The following is a 16,053-nucleotide window of genomic DNA, read 5'->3' on the forward strand; positions in this document are numbered from 1 at the left end:
AAAGAAGACAGATGTCGGCTATCGCAGTGCTTTATCGTTGAAGCGATGCCCAACAATCTATTTCAGGTATAACTAATGATATTGTGGATAGTCACAGGTTTGTCGCTCATGTTCCGGTAACCGTGCACTTGATCGGCACAAAACTTCACCGCTCTCCCCTTCTCAACCTTATGCCAGTTTCGATTTAAGTAATACTCAATGGTGCCATCAATGGCCAGAATATGCTCAATCACACCTTGGTTATGGGGCTCAGAAATATGCTCCCGCTGCGGAAATAGGATAATTTGAAACACTTCGAGTTGGGTTACCTCATCAAAAGGACACAAGGTGGTAATTTGAATATCCTCTTCAGAGTTGATTAGCACACTTGGGGCACTGCGCTGTTCAAGACCTTCAATGAAATAGGATAGCGGTAAGGAAAACCCGTTAGCAATACTCCAGAGTTTCACCACTGTTGGGCTCGATTCCCCTCGCTCAATCTGGCCTAGCATGGCTTTAGACACCCCTGTATGTTGGCTCGTGGTATCCAAACTCCATCCTTTGATACTGCGAGCTTCCTTAAGCCGTGCCCCTAGCGAGTAATGAATATTAATCTTTAGCTCCTTGTGCCGTATATCATACGATGCTACTTTACCAGTCGTGCGCTATAACGCACACCCTGTAAACTAGCATAAATAAATAAATGGATAAACCGGAGCGGTAATGAAGAGTGCGGGTGTTATTTTAAATCGAATCAATATCGGTTTTATTGCTGCTCTAGTCGGCTTTACCAGTTCTGTGGCTTTGATCTACCAAGCGGCATTTAACTTAGGTGCAGATTTGGCCATGGTGTCGAGCTGGATTTTTGCACTCGGGATAGGAATGGGCATCACCTCGATTGGGTTATCTTTATACTATCGCGCGCCCATCTTAATCGCCTGGTCGACACCGGGTGCAGCACTGCTTATCACCAGCACCAACGGTTTTAGTATCAACCAAGCTGTCGGCGCTTTCATCGTCTCAGCATGCCTAATCACCCTGTCTGGCATGACAGGCTGGTTTGAAAAAATACTGAAGCGAGTCCCCCAACAGATCGCCAGTGCCATGTTAGCAGGAATACTGCTTACCTTCGGCATTGATGTATTTAACTTAATGGGCCAAGAGTTGTATCTGGTGCTCACCATGTTGTTCACTTATCTTATCTGTAAGCAAATCATGCCCAGATTTGCCATGTTAGCCATTCTTATCGCTGGGATCTCGTTTACTTGGCAGCAGGGACTTTTTATTATCCCGACCTTAGATTGGACTGTCAGTTCACTTGTCTTCATCGAACCAGAATGGAGCTTTACCGCCATCATGAACATAGGTATTCCGCTGTTTATCGTCACGATGGCAACTCAAAATATACCGGGAGTGGCCATCTTAAAAGCCCACAATTACCAGCCGCCCATCTCTAAGTTAATGTCTGTTACTGGCCTGATGAATGTAGTCATTGCACCTTTCGGAGGTTTCGCAATTAATTTGGCAGCGATCACAGCAGCCATTTGCATGTCACCAGAGGCAGATGAAAATCCTCAAAAACGTTACTGGGCAGCCGTTAGCGCTGGTGCTTTTTATCTCTTTATGGGGATCACTGCCCTGACCTTGATGACTTTGTTTCAAGCCATGCCTCAAGCCTTTATTTTGGCCCTTGCCGGCATCGCGTTGTTTTCGACAATAGGCGCCAGCTTACAACAGGCTTTTGTGAACTCTGAATATAAAGAAGCAGCCTTAATGACTTTTCTGGTTACCGCCTCTGATTTTAGCCTGTGGAATATTGGCTCTGCACTTTGGGGAGTACTAGCAGGAGTTATCACCCTCTTTGTTGCTGCGCTTATGACTCAATTCAGGCGTAAAGCCGCATAAGAGCTAACTAACTAATAAGCTTGCTGCTATCGCAAACATAATTAGGCCGATAATGAACTCTAATACTTTCCATGAAACGGGTTTCTGAAAGACAGGAATTAACATCCTCGCACCATACCCTAGTGTAAAAAAGAACACAAAAGAGCCTGTGATTGCACCTAAAGCGAACCACATTTTAGTCGCTTCATATTGCGTAGAAATAGAACCGAGCAGGACAAATGTATCCAGGTAAACATGAGGATTTAGCCAAGTAAAAGCTAAACAGACAAGCACGGTTTTCATCAAGCTCGCTGGCAACTCCCCTTCAGCATCTAAAGCATGAGTCGTTTTAAAAGCCGAGTGAAAGCTTTTTACACCGTAAATCACCAAAAAAGTCGCCCCAGCATAGCGCGAGATAACTTCTATCAGTGGAAACTCTTTAACAATGGCACCAAAGCCCGCAACCCCTAATGAGATCAATACAGCATCTGACAGTGCACAGATAAAACAGACCACAAATACGTGATGTTTTTTGAGGCCTTGTTTGAGCACGAACGCATTTTGTGCGCCGATAGCCAAGATGAGAGACAATCCTAAAGAGAAACCCGCTAGATATGAGACAAACATCTAAAAACCTTTACGTATCTTGATAAAAAAAATCAGTAATACAAATTACGTCAAGCTATCCACAAATTCAAGCGCACCTAGTTATAGGTGCGCTTGATATAGTACCTTTGAATTAACCCGTCACTTAACCTTTGATCGCATAATCCCCTTTGGTGGAAAGTGTCACAGTGATCACTGAATCGGTTTTGTTCTTCCAATACCAGCCATGAGAGCCAGCAAAGGGAGTGGTGAGTGAACCTTTCATTTTATCTGCAGTGGTGATTGAAAAACTTTCAAAATAACCTGTTTTATCGCCTTTGGGCTCACCATGAAAATCAAAATATAGTGGTTCGCCATCGGTATTCCATTCATATTCTAAATGAACAAATGCATCCATAAGCAGCTTATACTCAAGCCCTTTTCCAGCAGGAATATCGATTGTGACGATATCACTTCGCACACTAGGGCTTTGTCGACTCTGCGCAATTTCAGCTACTGATGGAGCATCAGCAAGCATATTTCCATCTAATAGGATAACCGACTCGACCAAACCAGTGCTTTCATCTCCATCGCTCTTATCTCCATCAAGCATTGCGACATTTTCAACAAAAATACTCGGGTCTTCAGCTGGGACCACATTGTTTTTCGACAGTTGAGTCAAACCTAGCGACTGTCCGATCCCAGTTGGATCAATATTGTACTCCGCAGGTAAAATGGCAATAACTAACACGATAGCCGCGACTGCAGATGCCGCGAGAGTGGCCTGCAACAAAGTTCTCGTTGAATGAACAGGGATCTCTACATTGACACTGTTACCGTTGTTTTTATTTTGGGTGTTCATTGTGTATCCTTTTGCGCTTTGCTAAGCGAAACTGGTGTCTATTTAATATTCTAACTATCAATTGATCATTGTTAGCAATGGATTAATTAACAAAGTAACCCGTCAATTGAAAACCCACTAACATCAAGCCAGCGCTCATTAATAATGTATTTGTCGCGGTAGAAAACTGAAAATAACTCCGGTGCCTTCGCCAAAAGCTCATCAAAATAACCACGGCACCGAGAACCAAAAACTGTCCGATCTCAACCCCTACATTGAAGGCCAATATATTAGGCACTAAGCCCTCTTGAGGCAGGTCAAACTCTTGAATTTTAGTGGCTAAACCGAAACCATGAAACAGACCAAATAGTAGTACCGCCAGCTTAGTATTGGGCTGCGAGCCTAATATTCGCTTAAATCCCCCTAAATTATCAAATCCCTTGTACACAATAGAGAGTCCTATAATGGCATCGATAAGATAGGGATTAACCTGAATGTCATTAAGGACACCAAACAGCAAAGTAATGCTGTGGCCCAGCGTAAACAGGCTCACGTAAATTAAAACATCTTTGGTTTTAAAGAGAAAAAATATTACCCCCACCAAAAACAACAAATGATCATACCCGGTCACCATATGTTTGGCACCGATATAGATGAAGGGCAAGATAGACACCCCTTCATTGAGGATTAAAAACTGTTTAGTCGCGTCATCGACCCCGTGGGCTGATAATGAAAACGACATAAATAAACCAATGGTGGTTAGCATTAACCCCATGGATATTTTGATGGTATTAGCCAAAAATCGGCTCATCGCACACTCTCCAATAATGTCATAGATGTTAAATACACCTCTCCAAATCTATCGCACAGACCTGAACAGTAATGGTATTAATAGCTTAGCAATACACTCTATGTAGAGATAACCACTAAAGAATGGATTGGTATTAAGTGTGCGGAGGGGGAATTGGCGGTGCATCGTCAGTGGTGAGGTAAAAAATATCATCACTGGTTAAGATCTCTGACTGCAAAAAACAAGATAAAAAACCGGGTTCTACAGGAGGATGAGACGGCGTATGGGAATGATTGGTGTGTTCATGTTCACCTGTCTTCGAATCCGTTTCATTATCGGCTAAAAAATCAATAGATTCAGTGGCATTAAACGCAGGCACACCATGATGGTGCCCAGCCTTTAAATCGAAACTGTGCTGATGGTGATGACTCACAGTTTTACCAATTGGGTGACCTCCACTTGGATATTGCACCGAAAAAGCAGCACCAGACGCTAACAACTGACATACCAACACCACCGACAAGACGACAGTAGTCCAAGCAGAGTGAGCTTGCCTCACAGCATTAGCCTTAGACAATTTTACACTTCTTAATGGTACGCTAGCATTGAAATGAAACAGTTAAACCTCTGCATCCCGTTGTTGATTTGAACATCACTGCCAACAATCAAAAACCAAACTGTTAACAAGCCAGAGTATTAAATCAGATCCCCGTAGAAACATCCAGCCAAGCTAATGTACTGTATCGAAAGCCATCATCTTATTGGCATTGTTTCGATACAGCGCTCGACAAACAGCTTAGTGCTTGCTCAAACTCAGCTTCATTTAAATTTGCATAACCTAACCTTAATGCGTGGGTTTTTTCACCTTCTCCTGAAAAAAGATCGCCTAACAACACAGACAAACCAAGCCCCTCAGCATCTGTTTGCAACGTGTTCATGTCTAATGTGTTAGCAAAGCGAAGCCATAAGGCTAAGCCGCCAGAAGGAATCGTAAATTGCACCATCGGTAATGTTTGCCGCACACGCTCAACCGCATGATCACGTCGTTGTTGATATATTTTCAAGGCGCGACGTATGTGCCTTTTCATCTCCCCATTACGCATCAGCTCTGCAACAGCGAGCTCCGTCACCGCGTTGCCTTGCCGATCAATGAGTAAGATTTCTCGGCCACAGCGCTGAATAAAACCTTCAGGAGCAACCATGTACCCCAAGCGTAGTCCTGGTGCTAAGATTTTTGATAATGAGCCGATGTGTATAACACGCCCTGCGGTTTCCATGCTCGCCAATGGCAACATGGGCTTATGAGAGAAATGAAATTCATGATCGTAATCATCTTCAATAATGATGAAATTGTATTTCTCAGACAGGGCTAATAAACGGATCCGGCGCTCGAGAGAAAGCATACTGGTCGTTGGAAATTGATGATGAGGCGTCGTGTAGACCGCACTAATTTCACGGTGTTCACATATCTGCGCTAAGGCATCCAGACTCATGCCGTCATCATCTTGTTCTACATAGGAGATATCAAGTCCAAATGATTCAAATGCCTCACGAGCGGGTGGATAACTCAGTTTTTCCATCACCACGCACCCCGCATGTTTCGACAACAATTTCGCACTCAAATAGATGCCCATTTGGCTGCCACGAACAAGACAAACTTGCTCTGTTGTGACACTCATTCCCCGCTCTAAACGTAACATGTCAGCGATGGCACTTCGCAACGACTCACTCCCTCTCGCATCATCGTAGGCCAGACGGTTTGCACGGGAGGAGATGAGTAAAGCTCGTCTAAAGGCACGGGACAGTACATCAAAAGGGACCAATCTAGTGTCAGGGACTCCGTCGCTAAATTGCAGTTTACTGGGTGTTACAGGACTCACCGAAAGCGCATATGCCTCCAATCCAGATTCAGTTAATGACAATGGAAACGGGGCTTGCTCCGATAAAGTCACCTCATTTCTTTCAAAAAGAGGTATTTTTTTACTAATAAAAGATGCTCGTCTTGGTTGCGTCTCTATCCAGCCTTGCGCTAATAACTCCTCAAATGCTTGTACTACCGTCTTACGATTAATCCCTAAATTATCACTGATTTTTCGTGTACCAGGTAGTGGTGTTCCGGGTAATAGACGCCCTTTTCGGACTTCATTAATCACCGCTTGAACCAGCTGTAGGTGCAGTGACACTGTCGTTGTTCTGTCGAGTGAAATGCTTAAATGCCAGTTACGCAGGCTAACGGCCTTCTCTTTTTTCATTTGAGCATGCTCCATCTGGACCCATCTAAATTAAGAAACTGGAGGTTTTTAGGATCCAGTTATTACCGCATTATTAGCAAAAATGACCACCAAAGACAACGCCGCTATCAATTTGCTTCACTCGCTTAAAAGGATGACTAAATGACAAGTTTAACCCAATCCAAAAATGATTTAATTCTTGATTCACATAATAAAATGAATGAATTTTTATTCATACCAGACTGGAATACAACGGAAAAACTGGCGCTCACCTGCCGCATTTTATTCGATGCAGGCCATGATTCTGGTTTAGCTGGGCAGATCACAGCGCGTGCCAGTGAGCCCAATTGTTACTACACCCAACAACTCGGCTTAGGCTTTGATGAGATCAGCGCATCGAATCTACTGTTAGTCGATCAAGATTTGAATCGCCTTTCAGGCCAAGGGATGCCAAATCCTGCCAACCGTTTCCATACTTGGGTCTATAAAGAACACCCTGAAATCAACTGCATTATTCACACACACCCTTTTCATGTCGCAACGTTATCGATGCTAGAGCAGCCTTTAGTTGTTTCTCATATGGACACATGCCCTCTGTTTGATGATTGTGCTTTTCTGGCTGATTGGCCGGGGATCCCAGTGGGTAACGAAGAGGGAGTCATGATCTCATCAGCCCTCGGCGATAAACGTGCTCTGTTGTTAGCTCACCACGGATTACTTGTCACTGGTCGCACCGTTGAGGAGGCGCTCATGCTGGCACATTTAATAGAGCGTGCAGCCAAGATGCAGCTTGCCGCAATGTCAGCAGGCAGCATTCAGCCCATAAAACCTGAGCTTGCTAAAGAGGCCCATGACTGGATCTCTACCTCAAAACGCTATCAGGCATTTTTTGCTTATTACGCAAGACGCGCACTACGCACACATGAAGATTGTTTGAAATAACCCTCACCTACACCAACTTAATAGGAATCATAAATGACTAAAACCGCAATAGAATTCAAAGGCATTATCACCTACCCCATCACCCCCTTTAACAACACTGGTGATATAGATGTGCCGAAATTAGAGCAACTCATCGAGCAACTCATTTGTACAGGTTCCAATGCTATAGCCCCACTTGGCAGCACAGGAGAAAGCGCTTATTTAAATGATGATGAATGGACGTTAGTCGCATCAACGTGTGTTAACAAGATCGATAAAAGAGTCCCCGTTATCGTCGGGATTTCTGAACTTACCACTCAAAATGCCATAAAGCGGGCGAAAATAGCGGAGGAAGTTGGGGCGGATGCGATCATGGTACTGCCCGCATCCTATTGGAAACTGTCTGATGATGAGATTTTTCAGCATTATGTTTCTATTGCTAAGGCAGTCAATCTTCCTGTGATGATCTATAACAATCCGGCCACCAGTGGCATCGATATGTCACCAGAATTGATCGTCAGCATGTTCAAATCCATCAGCAATGTCACCATGGTCAAAGAGAGCAGTGGTGACATACAACGCATGCACAAAATACGTCTATTATCGAACAACGAGCTGCCGTTTTATAATGGCTGTAACCCTCTTGCTCTCGAAGCCTTTGCCGCAGGGGCCACGGGTTGGTGTACCGCAGCCCCTAACCTCATCTCCTCTTGGCCTCACAAGTTATATGAGGCATTCCAAGCTGAAGATATCACGCTGGCACGCGAACTTTTCTATCTGCAACTGCCTATTTTGGAATTCATCTTAAAAGGAGGATTGCCCAGCACCATAAAAGCAGGGTTAAAGAATAACGGTTTTGATGTTGGTGATCCCAGAAAGCCTGTCTTTCCTTTAAGCCTACCTCAGGTCAATAAACTTAATATCCTGCTGAAAGAGCTAGCATCAGCTGAAAGTTAGCTTAACAGTCGGGTGAGGCGCGTTTTCCTTATCCGACTTTCTTTACTAACTCAGCTTCTATCACTAGGCACCCAACAGCGGCAGATGTTTGATCCTGTGGTAGGTCAGTGCCATTAGAAGGCACTGCTTCAATGTGTTGATAGGCAGTCGTCCTTCTAGTTCGAGCACTATTTCTCTGTTTCCTTTAAAAACCAAGATGTCTGAATAAAGCTCTCGGAACGTATCAAGCAGCTTAGTTTTGCAATTCATAAAAACTGAAAATTGCGGCGGGAAATGCTCACTCCAACCAAAACGGACAGGGCTGCCCCCTTTTACTAGGTAACTCAACTGGCCCCATTTCAAGTTCTCTTCAACCTCACCCAATTGATGCTCATCGGCAAGATCAAATATCAGGGTTCTGACATCCAATAGCACAAGTTTTACATGCTCTGGGTATTGCGCATACTTGTCCTCAACGTCCTGTCTCATTTTTTGCCTCTGATCCTAGTAAACCGAACTGAACATACCTCGACCTTTTATGAATGATCTATCTGAGTATCATTTGGAAAAGGAGCACCTTTACCTGTTTCTGCAGCATCTTTAAGACTCAATAAAAACACAGCCCATTTAGTATTACAATGAGCCATAAAGTCTGTGGCTTCAGTCCAGTTAGCATGAGTGAAGTTCACAAAGATTTGCTCTCCATCATCGACAAGTTCAAATACGATACTTGTTCCGATCCAAGCTTCAGGCACACTACCTGAATGTTGCCAACCAACTCGCTTATTGGGGAGTAATTCCACAACAGTAAAATCAGGTCCTCCTCCATTAAAACGAAATTTAATCAACGCGTTTATCTCGCCAGCGCCAGACACATCATTGGTCCACCACTGAGTGAGCCCACTATCTGTGGTCAACAGCTGATAAATGTTATCTGCAGAAGATTTAATCCCTACTCTATGCTGTATATCATTCATGTCACTCTCCTAAGTTGTACTCAAGGAACATCAAGATGCAGAACCCTACTGCTTGAAGTGATTTGGGCATCTAGACTCAATATCGCACACCATCACAGTCAATAAAACCACCTGCAAATCAAAACACCCATCTTAAAACCGAAAAACAAAGAGCCAATAGTTTTTAAAACCGAATTATTGACAAGTTACACTTTTTACAACATGTTAATTGGTATTGGTAAAGCATAAAAACCTGCCCTAGCAATTTGCGTTTAACCATAAATTCACGAAGTAACACTTAAAAAAACATCACGTAACATTTGCAACCAATCCCAACAAAACATATCGAACAAAACTCATCTAAGGGAAGCAAAATGACTAAAAACACAGTGTGGTACCAGGTTCTTGAGAACAAAAATGAGCTCCTCGAGGGGCGAGTCATGTCAGTGACAGCAGGACACCAAGTTCTCTGTTTGAGTCATTTTGAGGGTAAATATTCAGCCTTAGATAATCGTTGTCCTCATCAAGGCGGTCCATTAGGTGAAGGTTCGATTGAAAGAGGTTTACTGCGCTGTCCTTGGCATGGCTGGGAGTTTCATCCTTGCTCCGGCATTCCTCCAGGTGGATTTAATGACGGTATTCAAACCTTTGAAGTAAAAGTGGAAAGCGACAGTATTCTCGTCGCCATTGAAGAGGAGCAAGCTCATCAGCCCACCATCTCAGATGTCATGGTTGAAACCATGGTCAACTGGGGAGTGTACCGTGTATTTGGCATGGTTGGCCACTCGAATCTCGGCATGGCAGATGCACTCAGGCGTCAAGAGGAGCGAGGGAACCTTAAGTTTATTGGCATTCGTCATGAAGGAGCTGCCTCATTTGCCGCCTCAGCCTACGGTAAGTTAACCGGGAAACCTGCAGCCTGCTTTGCTATTGCAGGCCCAGGGTCGACGAATATGTTCACCGGACTTTGGGACGCTAAAGTCGACCGTGCTCCCATCTTAGCCTTAACAGGGCAAGTAGCGACCCAAGTCGTGGGAACGGGTAACTTTCAAGAAGTCGATTTAGTGAAAGCCTTTGACTCCGTGGCAGAGTTTAATCACAGAGTTGAACATCGAAGCAAACACAGCGAACTGATGAGCCTAGCCATCAAGACCGCAATCATCAAGCGCGATGTAGCGCACCTCACCTTTCCCGATGAGGTGCAAGAACTTCCGTTAACCAATAATGAGCGCGCCCAAAACGATGAGGAAAGGATCACCAGCTTTACCATATCGCCACCGCAGGAGAGTGTTGAAAAAGCCCTCAATATGCTCAATCAATCGAGCAAACCCGCTATTATTGTCGGCCACGGCGCCAGATTTCATATGAAGGAGATCATCGAGTTTGCCGAGAAGTTAAACTGTCCAGTGATGACAACCTTTAAAGCTAAAGGTCAAATCTCCGATCACCATTCACTGGGCTGTGGTGTATTGGGCCGCAGTGGAACCCCAATCGCTTCTTGGTTTATGAATGAAGCCGATCTGTTACTGGTCATCGGCGCATCATTTTCAAATCACAGTGGGATCACACCTAAAAAACCAACCATTCAGATAGACTTCGATCCAATGGCGTTAAGTAAATTCCATAAAATTGATGCTGCGGTCTGGGGCGAAATTTCGGTTACCGTTAAAATTTTAGCGGCACAAATGTCAGACTTTGACAATAAACTCGACCGAACATCAGAGATCAAACAACGCAGTGATATTTGGGATGCTGAGAAGGCTAAACGCCTAACAGAAGCCAGAGGCAAAGGGATCAGTTCAATCTCAGTATTCGATGCCCTATCCAGATTAACCCCAGACAATGCCGTTGTCTGTGTTGATGTGGGCAATAACGCCTATTCACTCGGGCGATATTTTGAAAGTAAACAGCAAACATTTCTCATGTCAGGTTATTTAGGCTCCATCGGTTTCGCCTTCCCTGCTGCGATGGGCGCATGGGCGGCTGTTGGTAATCAAAGACCCATCGTCGCCGTTGCTGGCGATGGGGGTTTCTGTCAATACTTAGCCGAGCTGACAACAGCGGTAAAGTATAAGATGCCTATCAAAGCAATTATTTTAAATAACAGTGAATTAGGGAAGATTTCAAAGGAGCAAAGAGCAGGAGAATTTGATGTCTGGGCCACCGATTTAGTCAATCCTAACTTCTCAGAATATGCCAATTCTTGCGGCGCGCTCGGCATACGGGTTACTGATGATACAACGCTTGAGGAGGCGATGAAAACAGTGATGGAACACCAAGGTCCCGCATTACTTGAGATCATCACAGATGTGGGCTTGATTTAGTCCATTAAATTTTAATCACGTCAACGTGAGTGAACCTCTATCTAATCAACAGAGGTTCACGATCAACCAAAGCGCTGAAATTACCCGCCTGTTATACCAAATAATCCACCACTTCTATCACTACATTTATTGCACAAGGCCCTTGCTAGCCTTGCGCTATCTCAATTCGATAGCTGGAAATATTAACTATGTTGGCTCAACTAACCAAACAGATAGAGGCTAAGCGCTCACTTTCCCACTATTTCACTCTACTCTTTATACTCTGTGTCGTGCAGATATGGATTATGGTCCCCGTGAACAATCAAACTCTTTTCTTCGGTATCAATGAGTTAAGTCTACACCTTCCCCAAACCTCGTTGGCTTTAATCACTGATTTTGGTAATGGGATCACCTTAGGTGCTGTAATTTTATGTTATCTCGCCAAGCGGCCTGAGCTTTCATGTCGGGTTTTGCTCGCAGTTTTATTCAGCTTAATATTGGTCCCATTGCTTAAACAGCACTTCGATGCACCAAGACCTTTGATGGTTCATAATATGGTGAGTGTGATAGGAGCACCTCGCTACCATCACAGCTTTCCTTCTGGGCATACAGCATCCATTTTTCTTTTCGCAGGATTAATTTACTTTTGCACGCAGCGAATATGGTTGCGATGGACCTTACTACTCCTCGCAGTCTTTGTCGGGACCTCAAGAGTATTGGTTGGAGCACATTGGCCTGAAGATGTTGTGATGGGAGCAATTGTTGGTCTGTCATTAGCTTATGCGGCGACAAGAATATGCCCGCTTATTTATTTAAGTCACAGAAAAAAAGCCTTAGTGTATCTAGCCATTATCATCTTGTTAGTGATTTCAGAGATAAATACCGATCACGACTTCCCCGATCACCCACTGGTGCAATACGTACGTTGGAGCTTGATTGGCGCCAGTGGCTTAATGATCTCAAGATTTTGGTTATTAGAACAATTAAGCCGTTTATACAGGCATTCTCAACGGCAGCGTTCCTTAAGATAAAAAGTACAAACAAAGCCATTACTCACCGAGGTGAAAGCGATGATTTTATGAGGATAAATTCACCACTTAAACCAAAACTGGATTAACATCACGTTAGAATGGTTGCAAAAAATAGCGATTGCGCCATAGTGAGCCAGCAATCGAATATTATCTCTGGAGAGAAGAGAACATGAGCCAAATAAACCTACTCTTATTATGTGGTGGTGGCGGTGATGAACATGCTATTTCACTGATGTCAGCAAATTTTCTGGAAACATCACTGGCTAAAGTACCAGAGATAAACCTGCTGAGAGTAGAGCTAGATGCCCAAGGTCATTATCAGACTCAAGATGGCAGAAGTTGCGAACTCACAAACCGTAAAGAGATCCGTTTTGCCGATGAAGCACAACCTTCATGGGCAGTTGATTATGTGATCCCTTGTATTCACGGTTTTCCTGGTGAAACCGGTGATATTCAATCTTACTTTGATTTGATCAAGTTGCCCTTCTTTGGCTGTGATTCAGAGTCCAGCAGCAACTGCTTTAATAAAGTCACCGCTAAGATGTGGTTCAGTGCGCTTGGCGTTCCGAACACGCCTTATATCTTTCTTAATGAATTTAATGAAGCTGCTATTGCTGAAACAACGCAAGCTCTTGAGAAATGGGGCTCTATCTTTATTAAAGCTGCCTCACAAGGATCATCAGTTGGATGTTACCGCGTAGATAGTGTCGATGAACTGGCCACAACATTGGAGCAGGCTTTTAGTTACTCACCCTATGTTATTGTCGAAAAAACCATTAAGGCACGAGAGCTTGAAGTCGCTGCTTATGAGTTAAATGGTGAAGTCGTGGCAACCAAACCCGGTGAGATTATCTGTGCCAGCAACACCTTCTACAGTTTTGATGAGAAGTACGCTGCAGACAGTAAAGCGGAAACAAAAGTCATCGCCGATGTTAGCGATGAGATTGCTCAACAGATCCAAGCCTATGCCATCAAAGTGTTTAAAGGCATGAAATTGAGTCATCTCTCACGCATCGATTTCTTTCTAACCGATGAAAATGAGATATTGCTGAATGAGATCAATACATTCCCGGGTTTAACACCTATCTCCATGTTTCCAAAAATGCTTGAAAATCATGGCGATGATTTTACCCAATACTTGTATTCAAACATTAAATCACAACTGATTTAATCAGCAATAAACACAAAAAAAGCCAGACATAGTCTGGCTTTTGCCATGTTAATACACGATCTGATGCTCATCCCAAATGCCAGTTAAACAATAAACTTAAGGCGGTTCACACTGTGAAAGACTTTGACTTCAACCTACTCACAGTCTTGGAAGTGTTACTCGAAGAGAAGAGTGTCACCTCAGCCGCCGCTCGCTTGCATTTGAGTCAATCTGCGGTCAGCAAACAGTTAGCTCGATTACGAGAAACATTCGATGACAAACTGTTTGAGCGTACCTCACATGGATTAAGGCCAACCCCTAAGGCTTTGGCGCTTGCACCTGAATTGCAACGGGTGCTAAATCAAGTGTCTCAACTCACCCAGCCCAGTGTTTTTGAGCCCGAGTTAAGCCAAAGAAAATTCCGTATTCATATGGTTGAAACCGCATATTCACTGACTTACCCTCATTTTATGCCAGAGTTACTTAAACTGGCACCTAAGATAAAACTCGATAGTCAAACTTGGCATGTGAACAGCATGGATATGCTACTGCGCTGCGAGATAGATCTTGGGATAGCCTGTCGAGAATGGGATGATCGCTCCTTGCTCCATATGAAAAATGTGCCTGATGAGCTTGAATGTGTAGAACTGCTGCGTGATCACCCGGTTTGTTTAGTCAGTAACAAGCACCCCTTATTGCAGGAGCATTGGAACTTAGACACATTTTTAAAATATCGTCATCTACAAGTCACCTTTGGTGGTATAGAGCATTGGTTACTCGATGATGTATTGCAACTTGAGCGCCTAAACCGCGACATCGCCGTCAATATGACGGACTTTACCAGTGCCATGCACCTGTGTGAGCAGAGTGAATTAATGCTCTGTTGCCCTGCAAAGTATGCCTCAAAAATGAGCCAAAATTATGCACTAACCACGTTACCTGTGCCTACTCACTTGATCCCTGGTGCCTATGTGCTGTTTTGGCATAAACATTTTAATTTCGATCCCAGTCATACTTGGCTAAGAGAGCTTATCTCAAGCCGCACCATCGCTCATCATCAGGCAAACTAATTAAAAGCGAATGGATGATGGAATGGTTGTTTCCTCATTAATGCGCAACGAATAAAAAAGCCTGACTTTAATGTTAAAGTCAGGCTTTTAAGTTTTCTTGCATCTTTTTTTGTTTTACCAATCGATTTAAGTCGCCCTGTTCTTGGCCGACTAGAATAAGCCTCTTTACTTATCTGAAGTTTTGGAAAGAATCCAAATAGAGGCCGCAGCCACCGCCGCAAAACCCGCTAAGATAATAACTGGCATGGCGCTGTAGCCAAGGACATGCCATATAACATTTTCTAATGTACTCATAATGGCTCCTTAATTCCAACCTTCAACTTTGTGCATATCAGGTAATCTATGTGCAATACCTTTATGACAATCTACACAGGTCTTTTCACCACTGGCAAGGGCTGTAGAGTGTTGCCTGACACTGCGCGGGCTCTGCTCAGAAAAGTCCATAAATTCAAAGTTATGACAATTACGACACTCTAAAGAGTCATTACTTTTCATTCTTGCCCACTCTCTTTCAGCTAAATGAGCACGTCGCTCTTTGAACTTCTCAGGTGTGTTAATCGTCTGAGTCACAAAATAGGCAAACAGCTCTTTAGACGCCTGAACCTTACGCACGATTTTATCCGTCCAAGCGTGAGGTACGTGACAATCAGAACAGATAGCACGAACACCAGAGCGGTTGGCGTAATGGATGGTTTCTTGAATTTCAGCCACTATCGGCGCGTGACATCCAGAACAAAACTCTTCAGTGTTGGTCGCTTCCATACCTGTGTTGAATGCCCCCCAGAACATGAGTCCACCAGCAAAGCCCATAAACAGAACGACACCTACAGCAGCTTTACTCGGCCGCCTCAATATGCCCCAGAAACCTTTTAAGGCGTTAATAATCCATTTCATATTACTACCTGCCTATTTATTTTTGCAGTGATTGAACACGCTCGAAGGAGTTACCTACTAACGGTTTCGCATCTGCTTGTGTCACGTGGCACTGTAAGCAAAAGTATCGTCTAGGAGAAACATCAGCCAGTACTTCATCGTTTCGATTAGTAAAGTGAGTCACACTGATTTTAGTTGCTCCCATCTCCTTAGCATTTTTCCAGCCATGGCATGATAAGCATTTGTTAGCATTTAATGATATTTCATAGTTTCTGATGTGATGCGGGATCAATGGTGGCTGAAAGACATAACTGCTTTCAATATCCACCTGATCACGCGGCACTTTCTTCATAGGATCTGCCGCTCTCGTGGCTTCTAACTCAGCACTGCCGCGTAGAGATTCAACACCACCAATGCCACGTTGTTCCTCACTGACAGCAAAGCCACTGATCAGAGTTAAGGTAATGCTCAACGTCAATAAAATTGATTTTTTCATCCTAACC

The 16,053-nt window shown here is 43.9% G+C and carries 18 protein-coding genes; 7 read left to right on the forward strand and 11 right to left on the reverse strand.

Features of this window, described 5'->3' with window-relative positions; genetic code table 11:
- Nucleotides 1–62: 62 nt before the first annotated feature.
- Nucleotides 63–614, reverse strand: a complete 552-nt coding sequence (locus FN961_RS17775) for a helix-turn-helix domain-containing protein (RefSeq protein WP_144041526.1) — start codon at nt 612–614, stop codon at nt 63–65.
- Nucleotides 615–702: 88 nt separating this feature from the next.
- On the opposite strand from FN961_RS17775, the gene FN961_RS17780 reads away from it, so the two are divergent.
- Nucleotides 703–1,884 (forward strand): benzoate/H(+) symporter BenE family transporter, encoded by a 1,182-nt coding sequence (locus FN961_RS17780; RefSeq protein ID WP_144041527.1) that lies wholly within the window; start codon nt 703–705, stop codon nt 1,882–1,884.
- Nucleotides 1,885–1,887: 3 nt separating this feature from the next.
- Here FN961_RS17780 and FN961_RS17785 read toward each other — a convergent pair whose 3' ends face one another.
- The 5 genes from FN961_RS17785 to pdxR form a co-directional block, all read right to left on the reverse strand.
- Complete coding sequence (locus tag FN961_RS17785) at nt 1,888–2,490, reverse strand: LysE/ArgO family amino acid transporter (protein WP_144041528.1); 603 nt, start codon at nt 2,488–2,490, stop codon at nt 1,888–1,890.
- Nucleotides 2,491–2,614: 124 nt separating this feature from the next.
- Nucleotides 2,615–3,310, reverse strand: coding sequence for a hypothetical protein (locus FN961_RS17790; RefSeq protein WP_144041529.1), 696 nt, complete (start codon nt 3,308–3,310; stop codon nt 2,615–2,617).
- A gap of 82 nt (nt 3,311–3,392) precedes the next feature.
- Complete coding sequence (locus tag FN961_RS17795) at nt 3,393–4,100, reverse strand: HupE/UreJ family protein (RefSeq protein WP_144041530.1); 708 nt, start codon at nt 4,098–4,100, stop codon at nt 3,393–3,395.
- Between the two features lie 133 nt (nt 4,101–4,233).
- Nucleotides 4,234–4,656, reverse strand: a complete 423-nt coding sequence (locus FN961_RS17800) for a hypothetical protein (protein WP_229814725.1) — start codon at nt 4,654–4,656, stop codon at nt 4,234–4,236.
- A gap of 181 nt (nt 4,657–4,837) precedes the next feature.
- Nucleotides 4,838–6,331 carry a MocR-like pyridoxine biosynthesis transcription factor PdxR gene (gene pdxR / locus FN961_RS17805; protein ID WP_144041531.1) on the reverse strand — a complete coding sequence of 498 codons (1,494 nt, stop codon included), beginning with the start codon at nt 6,329–6,331 and terminating at the stop codon, nt 4,838–4,840.
- A gap of 141 nt (nt 6,332–6,472) precedes the next feature.
- Between pdxR and FN961_RS17810 the strand changes: the two genes are divergently transcribed.
- Nucleotides 6,473–7,252 carry an aldolase gene (locus tag FN961_RS17810; RefSeq protein WP_144041532.1) on the forward strand — a complete coding sequence of 260 codons (780 nt, stop codon included), beginning with the start codon at nt 6,473–6,475 and terminating at the stop codon, nt 7,250–7,252.
- A gap of 33 nt (nt 7,253–7,285) precedes the next feature.
- Entirely contained in the window at nt 7,286–8,188 is a 903-nt protein-coding gene (locus tag FN961_RS17815; protein ID WP_144041533.1) for a dihydrodipicolinate synthase family protein, read from the forward strand.
- 63 nt (nt 8,189–8,251) lie between these two features.
- Here the strand turns inward: FN961_RS17815 and FN961_RS17820 are convergent, their stop codons facing one another.
- Entirely contained in the window at nt 8,252–8,656 is a 405-nt protein-coding gene (locus tag FN961_RS17820) for a DUF1801 domain-containing protein (protein WP_144041534.1), read from the reverse strand.
- Nucleotides 8,657–8,703: 47 nt separating this feature from the next.
- Nucleotides 8,704–9,144 carry an SRPBCC family protein gene (locus FN961_RS17825; protein ID WP_144041535.1) on the reverse strand — a complete coding sequence of 147 codons (441 nt, stop codon included), beginning with the start codon at nt 9,142–9,144 and terminating at the stop codon, nt 8,704–8,706.
- 353 nt (nt 9,145–9,497) lie between these two features.
- Here FN961_RS17825 and FN961_RS17830 point away from each other — a divergent pair, with 353 nt between their 5' ends.
- The 4 genes from FN961_RS17830 to FN961_RS17845 all read left to right on the forward strand — a co-directional run bounded on the left by FN961_RS17830 (nt 9,498) and on the right by FN961_RS17845 (nt 14,677).
- Entirely contained in the window at nt 9,498–11,447 is a 1,950-nt protein-coding gene (locus tag FN961_RS17830; RefSeq protein ID WP_144041536.1) for a thiamine pyrophosphate-dependent enzyme, read from the forward strand.
- A 188-nt stretch (nt 11,448–11,635) separates the two neighbouring features.
- The gene (locus FN961_RS17835; RefSeq protein ID WP_144041537.1) at nt 11,636–12,457 is read left to right on the forward strand and encodes a phosphatase PAP2 family protein; all 822 of its coding nucleotides are present in this window, start codon (nt 11,636–11,638) and stop codon (nt 12,455–12,457) included.
- Between the two features lie 169 nt (nt 12,458–12,626).
- A complete protein-coding gene (locus tag FN961_RS17840) occupies nt 12,627–13,628 on the forward strand; it encodes a D-alanine--D-alanine ligase (RefSeq protein WP_144041538.1) in 1,002 nt (333 codons plus the stop codon).
- Between the two features lie 113 nt (nt 13,629–13,741).
- Nucleotides 13,742–14,677, forward strand: coding sequence for a LysR family transcriptional regulator (locus FN961_RS17845; protein WP_144041539.1), 936 nt, complete (start codon nt 13,742–13,744; stop codon nt 14,675–14,677).
- A gap of 165 nt (nt 14,678–14,842) precedes the next feature.
- Here the strand turns inward: FN961_RS17845 and FN961_RS17850 are convergent, their stop codons facing one another.
- Genes FN961_RS17850 through FN961_RS17860 form a run of 3 tightly spaced genes read right to left on the reverse strand, consistent with a single transcriptional unit; the run spans nt 14,843 to nt 16,046 of the window.
- Nucleotides 14,843–14,971: a TIGR02808 family protein gene (locus FN961_RS17850; RefSeq protein ID WP_144041540.1), complete on the reverse strand. Its 129-nt coding sequence runs from the start codon at nt 14,969–14,971 to the stop codon at nt 14,843–14,845.
- A 9-nt stretch (nt 14,972–14,980) separates the two neighbouring features.
- The gene (locus FN961_RS17855) at nt 14,981–15,571 is read right to left on the reverse strand and encodes a NapC/NirT family cytochrome c (RefSeq protein WP_144041541.1); all 591 of its coding nucleotides are present in this window, start codon (nt 15,569–15,571) and stop codon (nt 14,981–14,983) included.
- A gap of 16 nt (nt 15,572–15,587) precedes the next feature.
- A complete protein-coding gene (locus FN961_RS17860) occupies nt 15,588–16,046 on the reverse strand; it encodes a nitrate reductase cytochrome c-type subunit (RefSeq protein WP_144041542.1) in 459 nt (152 codons plus the stop codon).
- Between the last annotated feature and the right edge of the window lie 7 nt (nt 16,047–16,053).

Origin of the sequence: Shewanella hanedai, from assembly GCF_007197645.1 — a bacterium.
Taxonomy (GTDB): domain Bacteria; phylum Pseudomonadota; class Gammaproteobacteria; order Enterobacterales; family Shewanellaceae; genus Shewanella; species Shewanella hanedai.